Origin of the sequence: Verminephrobacter aporrectodeae subsp. tuberculatae At4, from assembly GCF_000193225.1 — a bacterium.
Lineage (GTDB): Bacteria > Pseudomonadota > Gammaproteobacteria > Burkholderiales > Burkholderiaceae_C > Acidovorax > Acidovorax aporrectodeae.
Genome location: NZ_AFAL01000370.1, coordinates 1 through 20,985, shown reverse-complemented (window position 1 = coordinate 20,985; position 20,985 = coordinate 1). Strand labels below are relative to the sequence as shown.

Sequence of the window (20,985 nt, the reverse complement as noted above, 5' to 3'; positions counted from 1 at the left end):
GGGTGGTCAATGATCTACCGGATCCTGGCCCTGCGCCTGCGTTGGTACGGAGAGGCGACCGCGCAACTGCTGCTGCGTCGATGGCAGGCGGTCCTGCTCCTCGTTGGAGTGCTCGGCGGCTCGCTGCTGGTGGAGTCGTCGCACTGGGTGCTTGTGCTGCTGAATGATCAGCACGGGATGGTCTGGCGCTTGGGCGTGATTGGACTATGGCAAGGCTGCTGGTTCCTGTGGGTGCTCATGCAGCTCGATCAGCTGCGCGGCGGCCGATTTCGCGACTTTACGCAATCCCTGCCACTGTCGCCGCAGCACTGGCGGACAATTGACCTGCTGGTGCTGCTGGTGTCAGACACCCCCCTATTCCTGCCATTCGTCTCGGCCGCTTTCGTTCTGGGAGGTCGCCAAGAACTATCTTGGGATGCCCTGGCGGGTGGCTTGTTGATTGTCTTCCTGTTGTCCGCGCAATTGGCCTGCCAGCTCGCGGTGCTAAGGGGAAGTATCCGGGCGCTCATCAGTCTGGTGTTTGTCGATGGATGGGTTGCATACGCCTTGAGTCTGGACGACCCCATGCGGAGTGGCATGCTGGCGATGGCTGCGATCGCTGGACTGTGGGCTCTGGTGAGTCCGTTGCCAGCGCTTTTGCTGCGGGCTGTCGCGCTACCGAGGCCTGTGCAAGAGATCTGGCTGTTGCTGACTCGGCACCTCTTCTCCAGGCTGCCACCGTTGACCCGTTTGTCGCTAGGGATTCTGTACCGGCAGCATCGCTCCTCCATGTTGGGCAAGCTCTTTAACTGCTTGCTGATTCTCGTCACGGCCGAAGGCTTGATGTCCATCTGGCGCTACGACGGTCGAAGCCTGCCAATGGCGCTGATCGCCGCTGGGCTTGTTGCACTGAGCGCTAGCGGACTGTTCCGTCACCTGAAAATGGCGCACGACGATGCCCTCCCTTTCACTGCGGCGCTGCCCATGCCACGTCGTTGGGCGCTACTGGGTGACACACTCGCCGTCCTAAGTTTCGGCTTGCCCTTTGTGTTAGCTATGGCATGCACTCTGTGGGATCACGCCGGACTGTCTGCGCTACGGACAGCCGGTTTTGTGGCAAGCTTTGCCTTGCTGGTTTTGCTGCTGCACCCGCCACAGTTGCTTTCCAACCGCAACGCCGTCATGATCTCCTCACTGACCGCTGCCCTTTGGACCTTCGGGGTGGCAAGCATTCTCTAATCATGAATCCAATGACTCTCCGCTTCCACAATATCTCAAAGACCTTCGGTTACCAAAAAGTGCTCGATAGGGTGAGCTATGCTTTTGGCACTGGTCTGTACGCGCTGCATGGATCGAATGGGATCGGCAAGTCGACGCTTCTATCCATTCTTGCCGGCATCCTGGAACCAGATGCCGGCGAGATTGAGGTCGCTGGCCATTCACTACACAGTGCACCACTGGAGGCAAAGGCCCGACTATCATACGTCCCGGACGAGTGCCCGATCTACCCGTTCATGACAGGGTGCGAGCTACTGCAGTTCGTGGCACGCGCGAAGGGCACCTCGATTTGCCCTGATGTCGAGGCGCTGCTGGAAAGCTTTGCGCTAGGGGCCTATCTGAACACCCGCTTTGGCCAGATGTCGCTGGGCACGCAGAAGAAAACCATGCTCGCATCGGCTTGGATTGGCCAACCTTCCGTAATGCTGATGGACGAACCAAGTAATGGTCTTGATCTCGCTACGCGTGATGTTTTGATAGCGCGCATTCGCCAGATGAGGGAAAAAGCACTGATCCTGATCTCGACCCATGACGCCGAATTTGCGCAGAGTACCGGAGCCGAGGAGCTTCCGTTTTCCAAGCTGCACGGCCCCTTAATGCGTTCACATGAATGCCGACGAGGCCGCCCTGCGCATGAACGAGCCGCTGGGCATTGCTGCATAGCTCCCGAGAACGGAGCGGTTGAGTAGCCAGAGTAGCCATAATGCGACATTCAAATAAAACCACATGATACGTGTCAATGCCCATGGTCACTCATCCAACTGAAACTGGCGGTACCGTTGCTGTAGAAATCGATCAACTAGAGAAAACCTACTCTGGTGGAATTCATGCTTTGCGTGGAATTAATCTCAGCATCGAAAAAGGTTCGATCTTCGCCTTGTTGGGACCAAACGGTGCCGGCAAATCGACGACCATGCGCACACTGGCTACCCTGACCCAAGCGACGGCCGGCACGGCAAAAGTACTTGGTTTCGACACCTCAACTGAATCATCGCAAATAAGGCAAAAGATCGGTTATGTACCGCAGACGAAATGCTCGGATCCATACGCTAGCGTTCGAGACAACCTGCTGTTCCAAGCTCGGGTGTATAGAATCAGACGCGGCGAACGCATGGTACGCATCGATCAACTGATGAGCGATTTTGGACTGGTGGATTCGGCCTCGTGCATGGCGTCCCAACTTTCGGGAGGCATGCGTCGCAGGCTGGAAATTGCGATGGGCATAGTGCACAAACCTACGCTCTTGCTCCTGGATGAACCAACGGTCGGCCTTGATCCCGATGCACGGCTGGAACTGTGGGATATGCTGACCAAAGCGGTGGATCGAGATAAGATGACCTTGGTTTTTTCCACCCATTATCTGGACGAAGTCGATCAGTATGCCAGCAAGGTTGCAATCATTGATGCAGGTCGGGTAATGGCAGAAGGCTCTCCAGCCGAGTTAAAGCGATGCATTGAAGGCAAGATGTACACGGTGGAACTTGCTCGGCGCAGTGATGGCGACGCCGCTATGGAAATTATCCGGCAAATACCGAGGGTTACACGCGTGCTCCAGATCGGGGGCAAGTTACACATTACCGGTGGTGCTGACCATGAATTTTCTCAACAACTTTCCCAACTAATGAAATCAACAAATATTGAGATCCTCAGCCTTCAGGTTGCGCAGGCTTCGCTTGGCGACGTATACACGCGCGTGACCACGAAAGCATTCGACCCATCCGCATAGGAGTTCCTCCCATGATGCATTCGACTCTGGCACTAAGTTCGCGCCTGCTGACCGCAACGATCCGCATGCCCGTATTCGCACTGATCGCGCTAGTGCAGCCTGTTTTCTGGCTGCTGCTGTTTGGCAACCTCTTTGCGCCCATCATGATTCAAGCTCAGGAATCGATCTCATACCAGCAGGTGCTGGTGCCTGGGCTCACGATTATGGCAGCATACTTCTCATCAGCGTATGCTGGCATGTACATCCTGCAGGACTCCGAAAGCGGAATGTTGGCCCGACAAATGGTGGCGCCTGTCGCGCGCGGGAGCATCGTGCTCGCTTACGTTCTCCACGCGACGGTGCTGGTTCTGATTCAATCCGCAATTGTAGTAGTTGCAGCAAGCCTATTTGGTGTCGGCCCGAAGGACTTGGCTCAGGGTTTCGTCCGGACGCTCCTTTCGGCAACCTTGGTCGGCTTTGCCTTTTCTTCGCTCTCCATCGGATTGGCCGTCCTGGCAGGACGACCAGAACCAGTACTAGGCATCATGAACTTCATTGCGCTGCCGATGCTCTTCATTTCGGAAATACTCACTGGAACATCTCCCGTGAACACGATCATGGCTCGACTGGCACAGTTCAATCCCGTCAATTGGGCTGTCGTCCACGCACGGGCAGGCTACCTCGACAATGATCCATCCACAAAAAATGCGCAACTTGGCTACTTGGTCGCCTTTGCCGCTTTTGCCCTGCTGCTTGCGCTACAGGCCTTCCGGCGACACAATAGCAAGATGTAAATTCTAGACCTCTGCCTAATTCATTTCATTATACACAAGTTGTGAAATCCATACAAGTCAACAACTTGCAGATATTGGTCGCCATGTGATTGGTTCATGTTGAACCTATACAAACCAGGCACTTACGGGACTTCATTGCCAGCGACATCGGTTGAAAACGGACTTGTGTATAACGGAATGGCCTGACCCTGCTGCTCTGTGGGCGTGATGTCGCCAAACACACCCACGCCTTTCATCAAATGCCGATGTTCCTGAAAGCCACGGCGAACACTGCGTCCACGATGATGACCATGGTGATCGAGCTGACCACCGAGGCGGTCGTTCCCTCGCCCAGGCTCTGGGTATTGGGCTTTACGCGCAGGCCCCAATGGCAGCCGATGAGTGCGATGCACGCGCCAAACACCACCGACTTGGCCATGGCCAGCCCCAGATTGCCCACCTGGGTGGCTGCGGGCAGCGCCTGGATGAAGTACGCGGGCGATATGTCCATGGTCAGGTCCGCTGCAAGCATGCCGCCCGCCAACGCAGCCAGCGTGGTCCACACGCTGACCAGCGGCATGGCCAGCGCCAACGCCAGCGTGCGCGGCATGACCAGCCGAAAACCATGCGCAATGCCCATGACGCGCATGGCGTCGAGCTCTTCGGTGACACGCATCACGCCGATCTGCGCCGTGATGGCAGACCCCGAGCGCCCCGCGACCAAGATTGCGGCGAGCATCGGCCCCAGTTCGCGCATGAGCGAAATGCCCAGGATGTTGACGATGAACGACTCGGCGCCGAACTGCCGCAGTTGCAGCGACATCAGGTAGGCCAACACCACGCCGATCAGAAAACCCAGCAACGCCGTGATGGGCAGCGCGGTGGCGCCCATGCGGTACAGATGGCCCGATATATCGCGCCACGGCCCGCGCTGCGGCGCACGCACCAAGCGCACCAAGTCGATAAGCAACTGGCCCAGCAGTTCCAGGATGTGGCGTGCGTGGTCCACGCCGTGCAGCACCAGCACCCCCAAGTGGTCGATCTGCGCGCCCAGGCGCCACGGTTCAGGCGCCGCCGCCGCAGTGGTGAGCGCCGCCACGCGCGCCAGCATGGCGCGCTGCTCATCGGTGCAGATCAGCCGCTGCGGCCAGGCGTGCCGCCAGTGGCTCCACAGCAGCTGCGCACCCACATGGTCCAGCCACTGTAGCTGCCGCAGGTCCCAACCCAGCGCCAGTGCCATCGGGTGGCTGCGCAGTTGCGCAGACAAGGCCTTCCACCGGGCCCTGTTCCCCAACTCAGCCGCCCCCCAGCGCCCGTGCAACTGCGCGCAGGGACCCTGGGGCGTATCGACACGGACGATGCGGGGGGCGTTCTCGGTCATGGGCAAGACGCGGGGAGCGTCGGATAGCGAAGAGGTGGAGCATGGTAGCGGAGCTTGGCGCAATGCCAGCATGCGCCTTCGGCGATAAAACATGCGGCCACAGGCGCAGGCCCCGGCGCATCCCCTGACTTTCGCGACGCCCGGCCGGGTAGCGCGGCAGCAGATGTCAGGGCGCGGGCTTGGACTTGGTGACGATGTGCTTGAAGTTGGGCCACCACCACGGGCCTTCGTCCTTCGCAGTAGTTCGACGCCGAAGGAAATTTTGTCCAGTCGTCGCACCCACAGATCGGGTACCAACCGCGCAAGTCTTGGTTGATCCATTGAGGTTTTCCCTGGTCAAAAAACTGCCCAAATTACCAATCACACTGCCCAACAAATGTATGGATATTTGAATGGTATTGTGCGACTGCACCGATCACCGGGAACCCGGAACTGCGCACCACGAATCCTTGGGAATAGCCGCTCGCCTATCCGGATGCCGTCATTCCTGCCGGGGTCTCAAACCAAATATTTGCTTTACTGCTACGCGCCATAGGGACTTTCAATTTGTGCAACAATGCCAAGTTTCGCTGCCCGCAGGCGTGCAGGCATATTGGCAATGTACCATAAACAATTCCAGGCAGATAAGATCACTTTTATTTGACGCATCGCATGGTACTTATACCCAAGAGAATTTGGATGTTACAAGGGTAATTCCCTAGAAAATGCGCGGAAGTTTGGATTTATAGTTCCTACCAATCTATTATCTCGCCGTACAGGAATGGGAGTATGGACATAGGACATTCAGCACAGCAGGCTTCCAGCGTTTCCCTGAGCCGGGCCGAGTACGAGCAGCGCATCGCCGAGAAACTCAAGCGCGAGCTGGGATCGGTCATTTGCGAACTGTTGGAAGAGCCGACTGTCATCGAAATCATGCTCAACCCAAACGGTCGACTGTGGGTTGAGCGGTTGGGCGCCCCCATGCAGCAGATAGGGATCATGCCTGCATCGCAGGCGGAGTCCCTCATGGGCACTGTGGCGTCTACGCTGCGCACGCAAATCACGGCCCACAATCCGATTCTGGAGTGCGAATTGCCGCTCGACGGCTCCCGCTTCGAGGCGCTGATTCCACCGGTCGTGTCCGGCCCGACCTTCACCATCCGCAAGAAGGCTATCCGCGTCTTCACACTGGATGACTACGTGGAAAACGGGATCATGACGCAGCAGCAGTGCGCCGCCATCAAGGCCGCGGTGCGCAATCGGCGCAACGTCCTCGTGGTCGGCGGGACTGGAACCGGCAAAACAACGCTCACGAATGCCATTATCAGTTATATGGCCGAGTGCTCGCCGCAGGACCGCATTGCCATCATTGAGGACACGGGCGAACTCCAATGCTCGGCAGAAAATGCGGTGCTGATGCGTGCCGTCGATCACGTAGATATGACCCGGTTGCTCAAGGCCACCATGCGCCTGCGCCCCGACCGCATCCTGGTCGGCGAAGTGCGCGATGGCGCTGCACTGGCCTTGCTCAAGGCCTGGAATACGGGGCACCCCGGCGGGGCGGCCACGGTCCACGCAAATTCAGCGCCTGCGGGCCTTATCCGCATGGAACAGCTTGTGGCAGAAGCCACACAGGCGCCGATGCACACCCTTATCGCAGAAGCGATCGATTTGATCATCTCCATTGAAAAAATCGCACATGTGGGAAGGCGAATCAAGGAAGTCGTCACGGTCGAAGGGCACGACGGCGTCCACTACATCACCAAACCAATCTGAGGAGTTCAATATGACTACTGCTACGACTTCGGCCTGCTCACCGGCTTCGCCCTCCTTCTTGGCCACCCCCTACTTCTGGCTCGCGGTGCTTGCCTTGCTCCTTCTCCTGGGTACCATCGACCCGGTCCACGCGGCCACTGCGACCGAAAGTAGTGGCGGCCAAGGTCTGCCGTGGGAAGAGCCATTGGCCAAACTTCGCCAATCCATCAGCGGCCCGGTCGCTTTCGCCATCGCACTGCTGGGCATCATCGCGTGCGGCGCGTCGTTGATTTGGGGCGGTGAAATCTCCGATTTCGTTCGCCGCATCGTCTACGTCGTACTCGTCGTGTGCTTGATCGTGTTCTCCAACGCCATGCTGAGCACCATGTTCTCTTCTGGTGCTGCCGTCCCGGCATCAGCGCACATTTCGATGGCCGATCTGACGGCCTGTGCGCAGGCCAAGGCCGGGGGCGCGGCAGCAGCCTCCGTCGAGGGGGCGGGGAGCCACTGATGGAAGGAATGCAACCGCGTCGCCTGACGCCATTTCATCGGGCCTTGCATCGTCCGCAGCAAATCATGGGAGGTGAGCGTGAGCTCATGCTGTTCTCCATGCTGATTGCAGTCGGCCTGATCGTCTCGGCCATGAACTTCGTGGCCACGATCATTGGTCTGATAATCTGGTTCGTTTGCGTCCAAGGGCTGCGGAAAATGGCCAAAGCGGACCCTGAAATGTCCAAAGTCTACATTCGCCAGCTCAAATACAAGCACTACTACGGTCCATTTTCGCGGCCCTTCCGCATGGCCAAGTCGCCACGCATCCACTGAATCATTGATCGGGTATTCAATCCATTTTATGCAACAACACCACCGAGAATGTTCTTGAATCGATTCTGTTCCTGCCAAACAAACTCCATCTGTTTGAAACTGTTCAACATTGCCGAATCAATAAGGAGAGGATATGCTTGCGTTAGCACCATTTCGCAGCAAGGCTGCCGGTCTGCCAGATCTGCTCAACTATGCGGCCCTCGTCGATGAGGGCATCGTATTGGGCAAGGACGGATCGCTGCTGGCCGGGTTCTTTTTTCGGGGTGACGATGCGGCGTCGGCGACGAATTCGGAGCGGAACTATCTGACTGCGTTGCTAAACAACTATCTGGCCCGCTTCGGGTCCGGCTGGGCCATGTGGGTTGATGCGGTCCGCCTGCCGTCGCCCGGCTATCCGGCTCCGCAACTGTCGCACTTCCCTGAACCCATCACGGCGCTGATCGATGCCGAGCGCCGTGAAATGTTCGAAAAGCAGGACACGCATTTCGAGACGGAATATGCACTCATCCTGCAATTTCTCCCACCAACACGCAGGGACTCCAAGCTGGACGAGTTGGTCTATGACGATGATGGCCGCGATGATACCTCGCCCGCCGACCGTCTGTTGGTCAGCTTCAAAAAACGCCTGGTTGATTTGGAAAACGATCTTGGCGATCTGCTGAACATGCGCCGCGTGGGCACGGTCACCATTGGCACGGGTAACAACGCCTATGAAAGTGATGAGTTGATCAACTACCTGCATTTCTCGCTGACCGGCGAAACCCTCGCCCTGCGCATTCCAGACTGCCCGATGTATCTGGATGCATGGCTGGGCTACCCGGAACTATGGCCGGGCGACACGCCGAAACTGGGTGACAAATTCATTGCCTGCGTCGCGATCAATGGTTTCCCCGGCAGTTCCTTCCCCGGTATTCTCGACATGCTTGACGGCCTGCCGTTGTCCTATCGCTGGTCCTCGCGGTTCATCTTCCTGGAACAGCAGGAAGCCGTGGCTGCGCTCAACCGATATCGGCTCAAGTGGCAACAGAAGATTCGCGGTTTCTTGTCGCAGGTCATGAAATCGCAGAAGGGCATGGTCAACACCGATGCCATCGAAATGGTCAAACAATCGGAAGTGGCGATCAACGATACCCATTCCGGGCTTGTGGCCTACGGTTACTACACGCCGGTCGTGGTTCTCATGCACGAGGATCGCCGGTTTCTTGAAGAGCACGCGCACTATGTGCGGCGCGAGATCGAGCACAAGGGCTTCGCGGCCCGCATCGAAACAGTCAACGCGCTCGAAGCATGGCTGGGTTCCCTGCCGGGACAGACGTACCCGAACATCCGCCGCCCCTTGGTGCATACCCTTAACCTCGCTGATCTGCTGCCGTTGGCCGGCGTGTGGCCAGGCCTGCGGGAAAATCCCTGCAACCTGTACCCGGCCAGATCGCCACCGCTCATGCACACGGTGACGACGGGCGCGACGCCGTTTCGCCTGAACCTGCACGTGGGGGACGTGGGGCACACGCTTGTTTTCGGCCCGACTGGCGCTGGTAAATCGACCCTGTTGGCAACACTGCTCGCGCAGTTCCGCCGCTACCATAGCCGCGCGCGCCACGACGGCAAACACATGCCCGCAAACATCGTGGCATTCGACAAGGGCCGCTCGCTCTATGCGCTCTGCAAGGCCACGGGTGGCACGCACTACGATATTGGCAACGATGAAGCGGACACCATGGCGCTGACGCCGTTGGCGAACATCGACAGCGATTCCGAAGCCCTGTGGGCCGAGGAATGGATTGCCACCTGCTTCGAATTGCAGGCGGGCAGGCAACCCAACCCGAACCAGAAAGTCGAAATTCACCGGGCGATGAACCTGCTGCGCGAGGCCCCACGCGCGTTCCGTTCGATGACGGATTACGTCACGACGGTACAGGATGAGGAAGTGCGCGCCACACTCAACCACTACACCATCACCGGGTCCATGGGACACCTGCTCGACGGCAAGGAAAACGCCCTGAACCTGTCCGGCTGGACCGTTTTTGAGATTGACGAACTCATGAAGATGGGAAACGCGAACGCAATCCCGGTGCTGCTGTATCTGTTCCGCCGGTTTGAGCGCTCGCTGGCCGGTCAGCCGTCCATCCTCTCGCTCGATGAGGCCTGGGTGATGCTGGGCCACCCGGTGTTTCGCGAGAAATTGCGTGAATGGCTCAAGGAGTTGCGCAAGAAAAACTGCGCCGTGCTGTTGGCAACGCAGTCGCTTTCCGATGCGGTCAACTCCGGGCTGCTCGACGTGCTGCTCGAACAGTGCCCGACGAAAATCCTGCTACCCAATAAGGAGGCCGATTTGTACGGCACCAAGGAGACGCCGGGACCGGCCGATCTCTACACGATGTTCGGTCTGAACGAACGCGAAATCGCCATTCTAAAAAATGGCCAGTACAAGCGACAATATTACTATAAATCCCCCCTCGGCCGCCGTGTTTTCGAATTGGGCCTGGGCCCGCTCGCATTGTCGTTTGTCGCTGTATCAGACAAGGAGGAACTGGCGGAAATACGCAACTTGATTGCAGAACACGGGGCCGATTGGCCGCTTGCATGGCTTAACCACAAAGGAGTCAATTATGAGCGCTTTTTCTCAAAAACCACTGCGTAACGGAACGTTTTTTGCGATCATCGCCATGTCGCTGATGCTCGGCTCCATCAGCCTGTTGACAATGCCAGCGCAGGCAACCAGTCCAATAACCACCTGCGTAAACTGTTCGACGAGTGTTCAACAATCGACGTCGTACTGGGAACAGATAAAAGAAGCTCTCCGCCAAGCTGGCAAAGATACCGAAATGCTGCTCAATCTTGGACAGCTGATAAAAAATACCGATGAACAAGTCAGGATCATGCGGCAGGGCATAAAATCTCCCCTATTCAGCAGCATCCAAGGACTGATAACAAATGTATTAAACTCCTATAACGGCACGAATTCCATTGGTCGGAACGATATTCAACAGTTTCAGCAGCGGTTCATCGGCTACGAAAAATATCTGCAATCGCGGGTCGCCTCGTCGGCAATGCCAAGTCACTATAAAAACTGGTCAAATCAGGGTTTGGACAATGCGCGCACAGCGATGCAGGCCGCAGACACCAACGTCAGAACCATATCCAATGATGATGTAATACTGGATCAATTGGTGCAGCGGTCGTTCGAGTCCATCAGTCCCAAGCAGGTAGCTCAGGTGGGCAACGAGATTGTTGCGCAAAATGTTCAGCAACTCCAAAAATTGCGCGATCTGTTGGCAACGCAAATCACCCTGCAGAGCAATTACATGGCGCAGCAAACCGAACGCGTAGCCGTCGATGATGCGTTCCGGGAGAAGTTCCATTCCGGCCAAGTCCGCGGGACCGGTGCGAATAAGGAGTATTGATATGCCGATACGAATGCACCGCACCCATCGCGCCGAAGCAACGTGTTGCCGGTGGTGCATTCCGGAAGAATTTCCGTTCCACTGGATTGCATAGCGCCAAGCGTGGTAAGGAGTATTCAAAATGACCCGGCACAGGCTCAATCTCATACTGCTGGGGTTGCTCTTGGTGCTCGCGTCTTTTGTGTTTTCCAACGCCGCGATGGCGCAGCAGTCAGCCAACCTCCATGACCCGAGCGGCTCATTCACGGGCCTGCTTGATCTCGTCAGGAACAACGCGAACCAATGGAACGACCGCCTGACGGGCTACGCCACGACGCTTTTCTGGTTACTCGCCGGCATCCAGTTGATATGGACTTTTTTTCCTTTGGTGTTCCGCCAAGCCGATTTCAGCGAGATTGTCGGCGAGTTGATCCGCTTCATTCTCGTGATCGGCTTCTTCTATGCACTGCTGGAGAACGCCAGCGTTTGGGGGGAGGTCGTCGTGCAAAGTTTCCGGCAAGCAGGCGCGCATGCGGTCGCGACCGATGCGGCCGATCTGAAAACAAGCATCAGGCCGGGCGATATTTTCGATGTGGCCGTGCAACTGGCCAAAACCATCGGCGACATTGATACGTGGAACCCGCTCGCGGCCTTCATGGTCACGCTGGCCAGCACTCTGGTGCTGCTGTGCTTTGCTTTTATCGCCGCATTCATGGGCCTGACCATTATCGAGTCCTATGTGGTCATCAATGCGGCTGTGCTGTTCACCGGTTTCGGTGGTTCGCAATGGACACGGGATTATGCACTGGCCATCGTCCGCTATGCGCTTGCAGTCAGCGCCAAACTATTCGTGCTGACCCTCCTGATTGGCCACATCATTGATTCGAGCAAGGCGTGGCAAACGGCTTACAAACACGACGATGTCAGCATGTGGACGATGGTCGGCTTGGCCCTCGCGTGCGCCTACATCTGCAAGACACTGCCCGAACTGGTCGCGGGCATGATTTCCAGCACCTCCATGGGCGGCGGCGGTACAACCAGCGGCATGGCGGCCGCCAGCGCAGCGGGTGCAGCGGGCGCAGCGGCTGCGATCGGGACCATAGCCAATGCGCTCGGCGCGGGCGGAACCGGCGGTGCCACAAGTGGGGGCCTGTCCGGGCTGATCAACGCGTCTCTCGGAGGTGCATCGGGCGCAGGCAGGGCCGCAAGCAGCGTCGGTCTGTCCGGGCTGATCAACGCATCCCTTGGAGGTGCATCGGGCGCAGGCACATCTGACCGGGGAGCAGCCAGCAAAGCTGCAGCGCCCCGTATAGGTGGCGCACCAACCGACTCCGCGCCGGATGGATCCAGCGAAGGGGACAGTTCCGGCGCTGACGATCGCATTCCCTCGGACAGGGAAGTGACCAGCAAGGCTGCAGCGCCCCGCATAGGTGGTGCAGCGGGTGAGCCAACCGGCTCCGCGCCGGAGGCGCCGGATGGCTCCAGCGAAGGGGACAGTTCCGGCGCTGACGATCGCATTGCCTCGGGCAGGGAAGTGAGCAGCAAGGCTGCAACGCCCCGCGTAGACGATACGGCAGGTGGACCAACCGGCTCCGCGCCGGATGCGCCGGATAGTTCCAGCGAAGGGGGCAGTTCCGACGCGGACAATCGCCTTGCCTCGGGCAAGGGAACTGCCAGCAAGGCTGCAGCGCCCCGTGCGGACGATATGGCAGGAGGACCAACCGGCTCCACGCCGGAGGCTCCGGATAGTTCCAACGAAGGTGGCAGTTCCGGCGCTGGCGATCGCATTGCCTCGGGCGCACAGCGCACGGCGCATGTCCTGTCGGCGATTTCCGTGCCCGGTATGGAAAACGCAGCCGGACCATCGACGGATGCTCCGCAGCCCGGTCCGGGCGGCCACAACAACCCGCTTTCGGACATGGGGCAAAAAGGTGTGGACAACACCATCCATTCGGCCGAAGTTCCGGACACTGCAAATGACCAGCACGCCAAGTTCCCCGGCGACGCACCGGGCGGTGATGTGCCGACCGATGACAAGGGGGGCACATCATGATGCACATATTCGCGGACCTGCTCGGCCTCGTCGGCATCATGCTTGCCACGCTCACCGTGGGAATTGCTTGGTGGGCGTTCGGTCAGTGGCTCCGCCGCCGGGGCTACGGCGAACGACTCGACCAGTTAGGAGAACGCGCCGACCGCACGCGACGCAGCATGATCCGCATTATTGGTCCACTCGGTTCGCTGCTTGTCGGAGCGGGAGTCGCGATCTCTCGAGCGCATCCATTCGGCTCCAAGCGTCAGCGCGAAGTGTGGAGCAACCTGCAGCATCACGCGCGCCAAAATGACCGCAGCAAGAGCAGTGGACAGCAGTGACAGCAGGAGCCAGTATGGGGTCCCTCAAGCCGGCCAACACGGTTCGTCATGGACATGAATGCAGTTTATAGACTATCAAACTACAGCGAAAGAGACACGCCATGCCCGAGAAAAGAACCCCACTCGAAACACCCTATCTCGCCGCGCGGCGGGAATGGAACGAACGCTACGGAAATTTCATAGCGACGGCGAACAACTGGCGGCTTGCCGCGCTCGGCAGCATCACCGTGGCCATTATTGCGGTCAGCGGTCTGGTGTGGGTGTCTGGCCAACACAAGATCGTGCCCTATGCGGTCGAGTTCAACGGCAATGGCGAAGTGGCGCGGGTCGCGCGCGCGGACGTGGCCAGCCAACCAAACAACCGGCAAATGGTCGCGGCGCTGCGCAATTGGATCATCGGCGCCCGGACGGTCTATGTCGATGGCCGGGCCGAAAAGGCCATTGTCGATCAAACCTACGCCATGACCTACCCGGGCAGTGCCTGCTACCAAACGCTGTCCACCTACCACCAGGAAAACAACCCCTATGTGCGCGCGCAAAAGGAAACCGTCGAAGTGACCGTGAACGCGGTCGTACCAGTCAGCAACAGCACGTGGCAAGTGGATTGGACGGAAATCACCAAGCAGCGCTCGGGCAAGGTGATTGACACCAAACAATACCAAGGCAGCATCACCACGGTTATTGCACCACCGACCAGTGACGCGCAAATCATGGTGAATCCGCTCGGTATTTACGCGCAGCAGTGCGCCTGGACAACCCGACTTTAATCAACCCGTTTCAGGTGATGATCATGAAAAATACCAAGTGGATGGCCGGGTTCCTTGCGACCTCGCTGGTTTTTCCGATATTCGCCCAAACCGTTCCGGCTCTTACGCCGGGCGCGCAAGAGCAGTTGCCACCCATACCCACGATTTCCAACGAAAAAATCCAGCTCGATGACAAGGAAATCCATGGCGTCCGTCTGGCCGAAGAGTGGAAGATGAATCCCGACCAGCCGCGCCGCGGCGAAGATGGGAGCGTGAAATATCTCTTTGGCGCCACGCTCCCGACGCTCGTCTGCACACCGCTGCAAGTCTGCTCGATTCGCTTGCAGCCCGGCGAAGTGGTAAACGACGTTCACGCAGGCGATACTACGCGCTGGAAAATCACCCCGGCAACCGAAGGCCGCGACGCGGAAACGACGACGTTGATTATCGTGAAACCGACCAATGCGGGCCTGACTACCAACCTCATCGTGACGACGGATCGTCGCGTCTACACGATCAAGCTGGCCAGCATGCCAAGCGAGTGGATTCCGGTGCTGTCGTTCGACTACCCGGACGACATGCAACGCCAATGGGCGGCCCACCGCGCACGACAGGCCCGCACAACGTTCAACAACACCCTGACTACCGGTCAGAACGTAGCCAATCTCGACTTCAATTTCCACATGGGCGGGGATAGCCCGAGTTGGCGACCACTGCGCGTCTATTCGGACGGATCCAAGACCTATATCCAGTTCCCGTCCTCGACCTTCAACGACGAAGCTCCGGCGCTCGTTGCCTTGGGCAACGATGGCGAGCAACTCGTCAACTACCGCGTGATCGGCGACCGCTACGTTGTGGACAAGGTGCTCGACCGCGCGGCACTGATCGTCGGTGTCGGTCGCAGACAAACCAAGGTCGAAATCAGCCGGGGAGGCCGCCAACCATGAAACCGTTCCGCGTGATCTTGCCCTTGGTTGCCGCGCTTGTCCTGAGCGCCTGCGCCAAGCCTCCACGGCCCACCACGTCCTACGTGGATCCGGAAGTGACGGCCAGCGATGCGCAAACGCTGAGCCGTGACACCGTGCAGCATCTGTCCGAGCCGCTGCCTCCGGCGCACACGACACTCGTCCTCGATCCGCCGCACAGCAGCGACGACATGCTGACTGCGGACATGATCGGGAAACTGCGCGCACGGGGCTACGGCATTGCGCAGACGGACCCACAAACCGGTCCGAAAGTCGGGCAGGGGACGCCGTTGCGCTATCTGGCATCGCCGCTCAACGGGGGCGTGGTGCTGCGCTTGCAATACCTCAGTCGCGAAGCGACAAAGTTCTATCCACGCACCACGGACGGCAGCCTGATGACTGACGCGCCGTTCACGGTCCGCGAGAAAGGTGCAGCCAATGAGCAATGACAAGATCGACCCGCGCCCTGATCCCGCGCGCGGGCCCCAAGAGTCGCGCGATTATCTGGCCAAACCAAAGAAGGGCAAGGGGGTTCGTCGCCTGAACCGTGTCCCGCTGCTGACCGTGGGTGGAATCGTCATGCTGGTTTTTCTCGGAATCTCCTACACGTTCTTTGCCCGGCAGGCGCAGAACACGGCGAAGTTGTCCACCACGGATCCACAGCCGCCCATTTCCACGACAGCGGCCCCACCGGTTCGTCCGAGCGGTCCTGACTACATTTCCGAGCCACCGCAGACTCCGGTCGAAACGCCGGCAACGCAAAACGACACGCAGCCGCAAGGGCAAGCGAGCGTGCCACCGGCCGCACAGTCTGAGGTGTACAAAAATTGGCTGCGGCTGATTCAGCGCATCGAGGAAAAGAAACTCGCCGACCTTGAGACCGCCTTGGTGGCCGATGGCACGGTGCAGAACTTCAAGCGCAACCGGCAAGGTGGACGACGACAGCAGGACGATCAACAGAAAGGCCCTCAGCAGAACAGCACGACGCAGGAGAGCGAAACTGACCAGAAGATGCGGCAGTATTTGGCTGCGATGGGTGGCAACGGTGGCATGGCGGCCGAGAACCAGCAAGACGAGAAACGTGCATTCCTGTCCTCGGGCACGTTGAACGACACCTCCCTCAACGCACGGCGTCGTGCAGCGCTCGCTCCGGCGCAGGAAGTGAAGGCGGGCACAATCATCCCCGGTGTGATGATTTCCGGCCTGAACTCCGATTTGCCGGGTCAGATCATCGCGCAGGTACGCGAGAGCGTGTACGACTCCGCGACTGGTACGCAATTGCTCATTCCGGCCGGAGCGCGCTTGGTCGGCACCTATGACAGCAGCGTGACCCTTGGCCAGGACCGCGTCCTGGTGGGTTGGGAGCGCATCATCTACCCTGACGGATCCTCCATCTCGCTGGCCAAAATGCCGGGCACGGACGTGAGTGGTTACGCCGGATTCAATGACAAGGTGAACAACCACTATTGGCGTATCTTCGGCAACGGTCTGCTGTTGTCGCTGTTCTCTGCCGGTCTCCAACTATCGCAGCCGCCGGCAAGCAACAGCCAAAATAACAGCGGCTCGCAGCAGAACACCCCGCAGCAAACCACCGCAGGCGCGATTGGTCAGCAGATGGGCGAACTCGGGCAGCAAATGGCCAAGCGCAATATGAACATTCAGCCGACGCTCGAAATCCGGCCCGGCTACCGGTTCAACGTGATGGTGACGAAAGACATCATCTTGCCTACGTGGAAAAGCCAACCAACGCCATTGCAGGCTGAGCAAGCACGGGTTCCCCGCGTCATGCTGGAAGATCTTCAACAGCCAGACAATTGATATCCCGACGTATCAATATATGCATGAATAAAGCCTCGTTGAAAAGCTCGGGAATGTACGCGGTCCATTTCGCAGTTGGCAGTTGGCAGAAGTGCCCACCGTCGCTTGCGCGTAAACGTCCGGCGCCATGCGGCCCAGAATTTATGCAACACCGCCCGTGGCGCATCATATCCTCAAACCGCTCGAGCAAGATACGCCGCAATCCGCGTTTCGGTCTGTGCTGTCGTCCCGTACACCCCGCGCTGCCCGGTGCGCAGCAAGACACCGCGAGCAATCCAGTTTTGGATCATGTGCCTGGCAACGCCGCGCGCGATCAGGGCGCTGGCTGCCACGGTCCTGCTGCGAGTCGGGCTCGGCGCTGCCGCCTTGCCGGTTCTCGCCAACGGCGCTGGTGGCGCTGCTGCTTTCGCCGCGCGCACACGCTTGCCGGGTGGCGTTGGCGAAGCCACAGACGCGTCGTCGATATCGATGCCAAACAAGGCCGACAAATCGCTGCCGTCCAACGCCGCTTGCGTGTCGGACATCGGCACGGCGGGAATGCTGCCGATTTTTTGGGCCAGTTCCTGCGGATCGACGTGACGCAGTTGGAACAGCAGCTCCGGCTCCTCGTCCAAGCGCGCGCCCACGCCGTACAGTGCTGCCGCGACATGCTTGCACATCGACGCACCGTCCGGGCAACTGCACCGCAGGCTGATTTGCTTGGGCTGCGGGAACAATCCCTCGCCATGGCGCGTTACCGTTTCCATCACCGCCTTGGACAAGCGGCCCTGCAGCAACTCGATCAGCGAGTCGATCTTGCCCGCGCATTCCTTGGTGATCGCGTCCCACCTCGAAGCCACCAATGGCTGCACGCCAATCTCGACCGTGTAGATTTCCGATCCGGACACCAACGCTTTGACCTTTCCGGTCTCGATGCGCAGATCGATGACCGAGCCGTTGCGCACATAGGTCCGTCCGCGCGGCAACCGGTTCGAGTAATCGCTGTAAGCCTCCAGGTTGTCGCACCAGGCCTTGCCCCAGAAACTCTTGGCGATGGCGCGGCCTTCGATCGTGACCGGCTGGCAACTGTAGCCCTGCTTTTTCAGCGCTGCGGCTTTTTGTTTGGCCTGGCGCTGGCGTTGCGCCACCGGGATGTACGGCGCCCAGCCGCCATAGTAATAGCCTCGTCCCATGCTTGTCCTGCTCCTTGTCGTGCGTGACGGTGATTTTTACCCGGTCTTGCCCTCGCCCAGCGCACTGTCGATGTCGAGCGTGACCATGCGCAGCAACTCGTCGTTGCTCAACTCGGTCAACAGGGCCTGGCCGCCGCCCTCGATGATTTGCTCCGACAAACCCAGTTTCGCCTCGACGAGGGCGTCGATTTTCTCTTCCACGGTACCGCGACAGACGAACTTGTGCACCAGCACGTTGCGCCTCTGTCCGATTCGATAGGCGCGGTCGGTCGCCTGATTTTCCACGGCGGGATTCCACCAGCGGTCGAAGTGCACGACATGCGATGCGGCGGTCAGGTTCAGGCCCGTGCCCCCGGCTTTGAGCGAGAGCACAAAAAATGGTGGCCCCTGTTCGCTCTGGAACGCCTGGACCAGCGCCGCGCGCTCCTTCACCGCGGTGCCCCCGTGAAGGAGCAGCCCCGGTCGTCCGAAGACGCCCTGCAGGAACTCCGACAGCGGCGCCGTCATCTCCTGGAACTGCGTAAACACCAGCACCTTCTCCTGGCGTAGCGCGACCGCCTCGGTCAATTCACGCAGGCGGGCGAACTTGCCGCTGTCCTGCGGTCGGTACGCACCATCGCCCAGCCATTGCGAAGGATGGTTGCAGATCTGCTTGAAGCGCATGAGGAAGGCCAGCACCACGCCGCGCCGCGCTATCCCATCCAAGGTCTCGATCTGCATGGCCAGCGCCTCGACCGCCTGCTGATACAGGCTGGCCTGCAGCCGGCTCAGCGCGCAGTACGCTTTGACCTCGGTCTTGTCGGGCAGGTCGGCAATGACCCGCTTGTCGCTCTTGAGGCGCCGCAGGATGTAGGGCTGCACGAGGCGGCGCAGCGGCGCGTAGTCGACGTGCGCGTTGTCCGCGAGACGGCGCACGAAGCGGTTGAAAGTCGTGGCCGACCCGAGCAATCCCGGGCAGATGAAGTCGAAGAGCGACCACAGGTCGCCAAGCCGGTTTTCCACGGGTGTTCCGGTCAACGCAATGCGCACACGGCTCTTGAGCGCCTTGATCTTGCGCGTCTGCTGCGCCCCGGGGTTTTTGATCGCCTGCGCTTCGTCCAACACGATCAGCGACCACTGCACCTCGGCCAACCAGGGCAGGCGGACTGTGCTCGCGTAGCTCGTCACGACGATGTCGACGCCCTCGAGCCGTTGCACGCAAAATGCCGCCAATTCCCTGGATGGGATCGCCGAAGGATGCGCGACCAACATGCGCAAATGGGGTGCAAAACGCGCCGCCTCCGCCTGCCAATTGGCGATCAGCGACGCCGGTACGACCAGCAGATGCGGCCCCGGGTCACGCTCGCGCTTGAGCAGCGAGAACAGTCCGAGCAACTGAACCGTCTTGCCCAGACCCATGTCGTCGGCAAGACAGCCGCCCAGCCGCAGGCGATTGAGCCACCACAGCCAATGCACGCCCTGGCGCTGGTAGGGTCGCAGCTGCGCCTTGAGCTCGGGATGTGGGTCCGGTCCGTCGCCTGGCTCACGCAGTTGCGCCAGCGTCTTGTGCAACCAGTCGCCCGCCACGACCGTCGACCATTCGGCCGTGGTTTGCGCCAGCTCCGCGGCAGCCTCGCCGTCGAGGGCTGCGCCCGAGAGCAGGCGCATCCCGTCAGACCAGGAAACACCGTCGCGCTCGGCCGACCGCTGTACTTTCTTCCAATGCGCGAGCACGGCGTCGAGCTTTGCGCGATCGACCTCGACCCAGCGCCCTTTGAGCCGGACCAGGCCGTCGCTGGCGGACACCAACTGATTCCATTCCGCATGCGACAGCGGCTCACCGTCGAGCGTGAGTTCAACCTCGAAGTCGAGCATCGTGTCCAGGCCCAGCCCCGATGCCTTCTTCCCCAGATTCACCCGGACCTGCGGGCGCGGTGGGTGCCGCGGCTTCCACCAGTCCGGGATGCGCACGACCAGACCGCTGGCTTCGAACACGGGCACATTGCGCAGAAACTGGTACGCCTCGGGTGGCGCCCAGGCCTGCGGATGAAAGAGCTTCCCCGCATCGAGTTGCGCCTTGAGCCACGGGGTTTGCTCGGCCGCCTTGTGCACGGGCAAGAGCAGTTTGAGCATTCCGGCGCGATCCTGGGCGTCGGATAACCCTGTAGCGCCCGACCCAGCGGCACATGCTGGACGCGCGCGTCCTTGGACACATGGCTTGCGCAGGTGGCGAGAAAGGCGAACGGTGCCTGCGCGTTGCCCTTGTTCTCCGCCAAGTGAAAACAGACCCGACCCACGAGGTTCCAACTGGGGTGCTTGCTGCGCAGCCAGGCATCGATGTCGCCGCCGCTCGCGGCAACGTCCTCACGCACGGCCTCATGCAGATCCTCCCACCAAGACGCGAGCACTGCAGCATTGAGGTATTCCGCCCCGGTCATCGGCGGCACTGCGGTCGCCAATTCTTGCAATTCTGTGCTTGGGGCAGGGAGTACGAGCGTGGCCCATTGCTCGGGCAGGGCTGCGACGGACGTGAAGCGCGCCATGAACAGATGGGCAAACTCGCGTCCGAAGGCCAGAGCGGGGGGCAAGGGACTGCCCAATTCCAGCGCGCCCAATTGCAACAGGCCGTGCGCACCGCTGCGCGCGAAGGCCTTGGCGATGCGCGTTGTTACGGTCGGGGCGTCGGTCCGTCCGGAGGCACTCCCCAGGAAGACCCGGCCGGCGGGCGAGATGGCAAGGTCCTGACCCGAATCGACAAGATCAGCCCGTGATACAGACACAGCAGAATCGGACTCAGCCATGAAGTCGCACTTGCAAAATTATTCATGTTCCACACGAACACAATCCCCCCAGCTTTGTGGACTGGGGGGTTTG

The 20,985-nt window shown here is 59.7% G+C and carries 19 protein-coding genes; 16 read left to right on the top strand and 3 right to left on the bottom strand.

Features of this window, described 5'->3' with window-relative positions:
• The first annotated feature begins 9 nt into the window (after positions 1 to 9).
• Genes VTU_RS0108975 through VTU_RS0108960 form a run of 4 tightly spaced genes read left to right on the top strand, consistent with a single transcriptional unit; the run spans position 10 to position 3,756 of the window.
• Positions 10 to 1,218, top strand: coding sequence for a hypothetical protein (locus VTU_RS0108975; RefSeq protein WP_010103425.1), 1,209 nt, complete (start codon positions 10 to 12; stop codon positions 1,216 to 1,218).
• A gap of 2 nt (positions 1,219 to 1,220) precedes the next feature.
• The gene (locus VTU_RS0108970; RefSeq protein ID WP_236610686.1) at positions 1,221 to 1,946 is read left to right on the top strand and encodes an ABC transporter ATP-binding protein; all 726 of its coding nucleotides are present in this window, start codon (positions 1,221 to 1,223) and stop codon (positions 1,944 to 1,946) included.
• Positions 1,947 to 1,996: 50 nt separating this feature from the next.
• Entirely contained in the window at positions 1,997 to 2,983 is a 987-nt protein-coding gene (locus VTU_RS31290; protein ID WP_081479764.1) for an ABC transporter ATP-binding protein, read from the top strand.
• Between the two features lie 11 nt (positions 2,984 to 2,994).
• Positions 2,995 to 3,756 (top strand): ABC transporter permease, encoded by a 762-nt coding sequence (locus tag VTU_RS0108960; RefSeq protein WP_010103419.1) that lies wholly within the window; start codon positions 2,995 to 2,997, stop codon positions 3,754 to 3,756.
• Positions 3,757 to 3,991: 235 nt separating this feature from the next.
• Here the strand turns inward: VTU_RS0108960 and VTU_RS0108955 are convergent, their stop codons facing one another.
• Positions 3,992 to 5,116, bottom strand: a complete 1,125-nt coding sequence (locus VTU_RS0108955; protein WP_029554230.1) for an MlaE family ABC transporter permease — start codon at positions 5,114 to 5,116, stop codon at positions 3,992 to 3,994.
• 768 nt (positions 5,117 to 5,884) lie between these two features.
• Between VTU_RS0108955 and trbB the strand changes: the two genes are divergently transcribed.
• From trbB to VTU_RS26615, 11 genes are all read left to right on the top strand, one after another.
• Positions 5,885 to 6,871, top strand: coding sequence for a P-type conjugative transfer ATPase TrbB (trbB, locus tag VTU_RS0108950; RefSeq protein WP_010103414.1), 987 nt, complete (start codon positions 5,885 to 5,887; stop codon positions 6,869 to 6,871).
• A gap of 58 nt (positions 6,872 to 6,929) precedes the next feature.
• Positions 6,930 to 7,361 (top strand): TrbC/VirB2 family protein, encoded by a 432-nt coding sequence (locus VTU_RS26630; protein ID WP_040892578.1) that lies wholly within the window; start codon positions 6,930 to 6,932, stop codon positions 7,359 to 7,361.
• Positions 7,361 to 7,675 (top strand): conjugal transfer protein TrbD, encoded by a 315-nt coding sequence (locus VTU_RS0108940; RefSeq protein WP_010103411.1) that lies wholly within the window; start codon positions 7,361 to 7,363, stop codon positions 7,673 to 7,675. Before VTU_RS26630 ends, VTU_RS0108940 begins: the two co-directional genes overlap by 1 nt.
• A 133-nt stretch (positions 7,676 to 7,808) precedes the next feature.
• Complete coding sequence (locus tag VTU_RS0108935; RefSeq protein WP_010103407.1) at positions 7,809 to 10,316, top strand: VirB4 family type IV secretion/conjugal transfer ATPase; 2,508 nt, start codon at positions 7,809 to 7,811, stop codon at positions 10,314 to 10,316.
• Positions 10,285 to 11,079 (top strand): P-type conjugative transfer protein TrbJ, encoded by a 795-nt coding sequence (trbJ, locus tag VTU_RS26625; protein ID WP_081479763.1) that lies wholly within the window; start codon positions 10,285 to 10,287, stop codon positions 11,077 to 11,079. Before VTU_RS0108935 ends, trbJ begins: the two co-directional genes overlap by 32 nt.
• Before the next feature lie 121 nt (positions 11,080 to 11,200).
• Entirely contained in the window at positions 11,201 to 13,111 is a 1,911-nt protein-coding gene (trbL, locus tag VTU_RS26620) for a P-type conjugative transfer protein TrbL (protein ID WP_010103403.1), read from the top strand.
• The gene (locus VTU_RS0108920; protein WP_029554225.1) at positions 13,108 to 13,431 is read left to right on the top strand and encodes a hypothetical protein; all 324 of its coding nucleotides are present in this window, start codon (positions 13,108 to 13,110) and stop codon (positions 13,429 to 13,431) included. Before trbL ends, VTU_RS0108920 begins: the two co-directional genes overlap by 4 nt.
• A gap of 101 nt (positions 13,432 to 13,532) precedes the next feature.
• Positions 13,533 to 14,198: a VirB8/TrbF family protein gene (locus tag VTU_RS0108915; protein WP_010103400.1), complete on the top strand. Its 666-nt coding sequence runs from the start codon at positions 13,533 to 13,535 to the stop codon at positions 14,196 to 14,198.
• On the top strand, positions 14,174 to 15,124 hold the full coding sequence (gene trbG / locus VTU_RS0108910; RefSeq protein ID WP_201766114.1) for a P-type conjugative transfer protein TrbG: 951 nt from the start codon (positions 14,174 to 14,176) through the stop codon (positions 15,122 to 15,124). Before VTU_RS0108915 ends, trbG begins: the two co-directional genes overlap by 25 nt.
• A complete protein-coding gene (locus VTU_RS0108905) occupies positions 15,121 to 15,591 on the top strand; it encodes a conjugal transfer lipoprotein TrbH (protein WP_010103398.1) in 471 nt (156 codons plus the stop codon). The genes trbG and VTU_RS0108905 overlap by 4 nt, the downstream gene beginning before the upstream one ends.
• Positions 15,581 to 16,960, top strand: coding sequence for a TrbI/VirB10 family protein (locus VTU_RS26615; RefSeq protein WP_010103397.1), 1,380 nt, complete (start codon positions 15,581 to 15,583; stop codon positions 16,958 to 16,960). Before VTU_RS0108905 ends, VTU_RS26615 begins: the two co-directional genes overlap by 11 nt.
• A gap of 173 nt (positions 16,961 to 17,133) precedes the next feature.
• Here the strand turns inward: VTU_RS26615 and VTU_RS0108895 are convergent, their stop codons facing one another.
• Both VTU_RS0108895 and VTU_RS26610 read right to left on the bottom strand, forming a co-directional pair.
• Positions 17,134 to 18,132, bottom strand: coding sequence for an SWIM zinc finger family protein (locus tag VTU_RS0108895; RefSeq protein WP_010103396.1), 999 nt, complete (start codon positions 18,130 to 18,132; stop codon positions 17,134 to 17,136).
• Positions 18,133 to 18,168: 36 nt separating this feature from the next.
• Positions 18,169 to 20,244, bottom strand: coding sequence for a DEAD/DEAH box helicase (locus tag VTU_RS26610; protein WP_010103394.1), 2,076 nt, complete (start codon positions 20,242 to 20,244; stop codon positions 18,169 to 18,171).
• A gap of 53 nt (positions 20,245 to 20,297) precedes the next feature.
• On the opposite strand from VTU_RS26610, the gene VTU_RS34750 reads away from it, so the two are divergent.
• Positions 20,298 to 20,882 carry a hypothetical protein gene (locus tag VTU_RS34750; protein ID WP_010103392.1) on the top strand — a complete coding sequence of 195 codons (585 nt, stop codon included), beginning with the start codon at positions 20,298 to 20,300 and terminating at the stop codon, positions 20,880 to 20,882.
• The last annotated feature ends 103 nt before the right edge of the window (positions 20,883 to 20,985 follow it).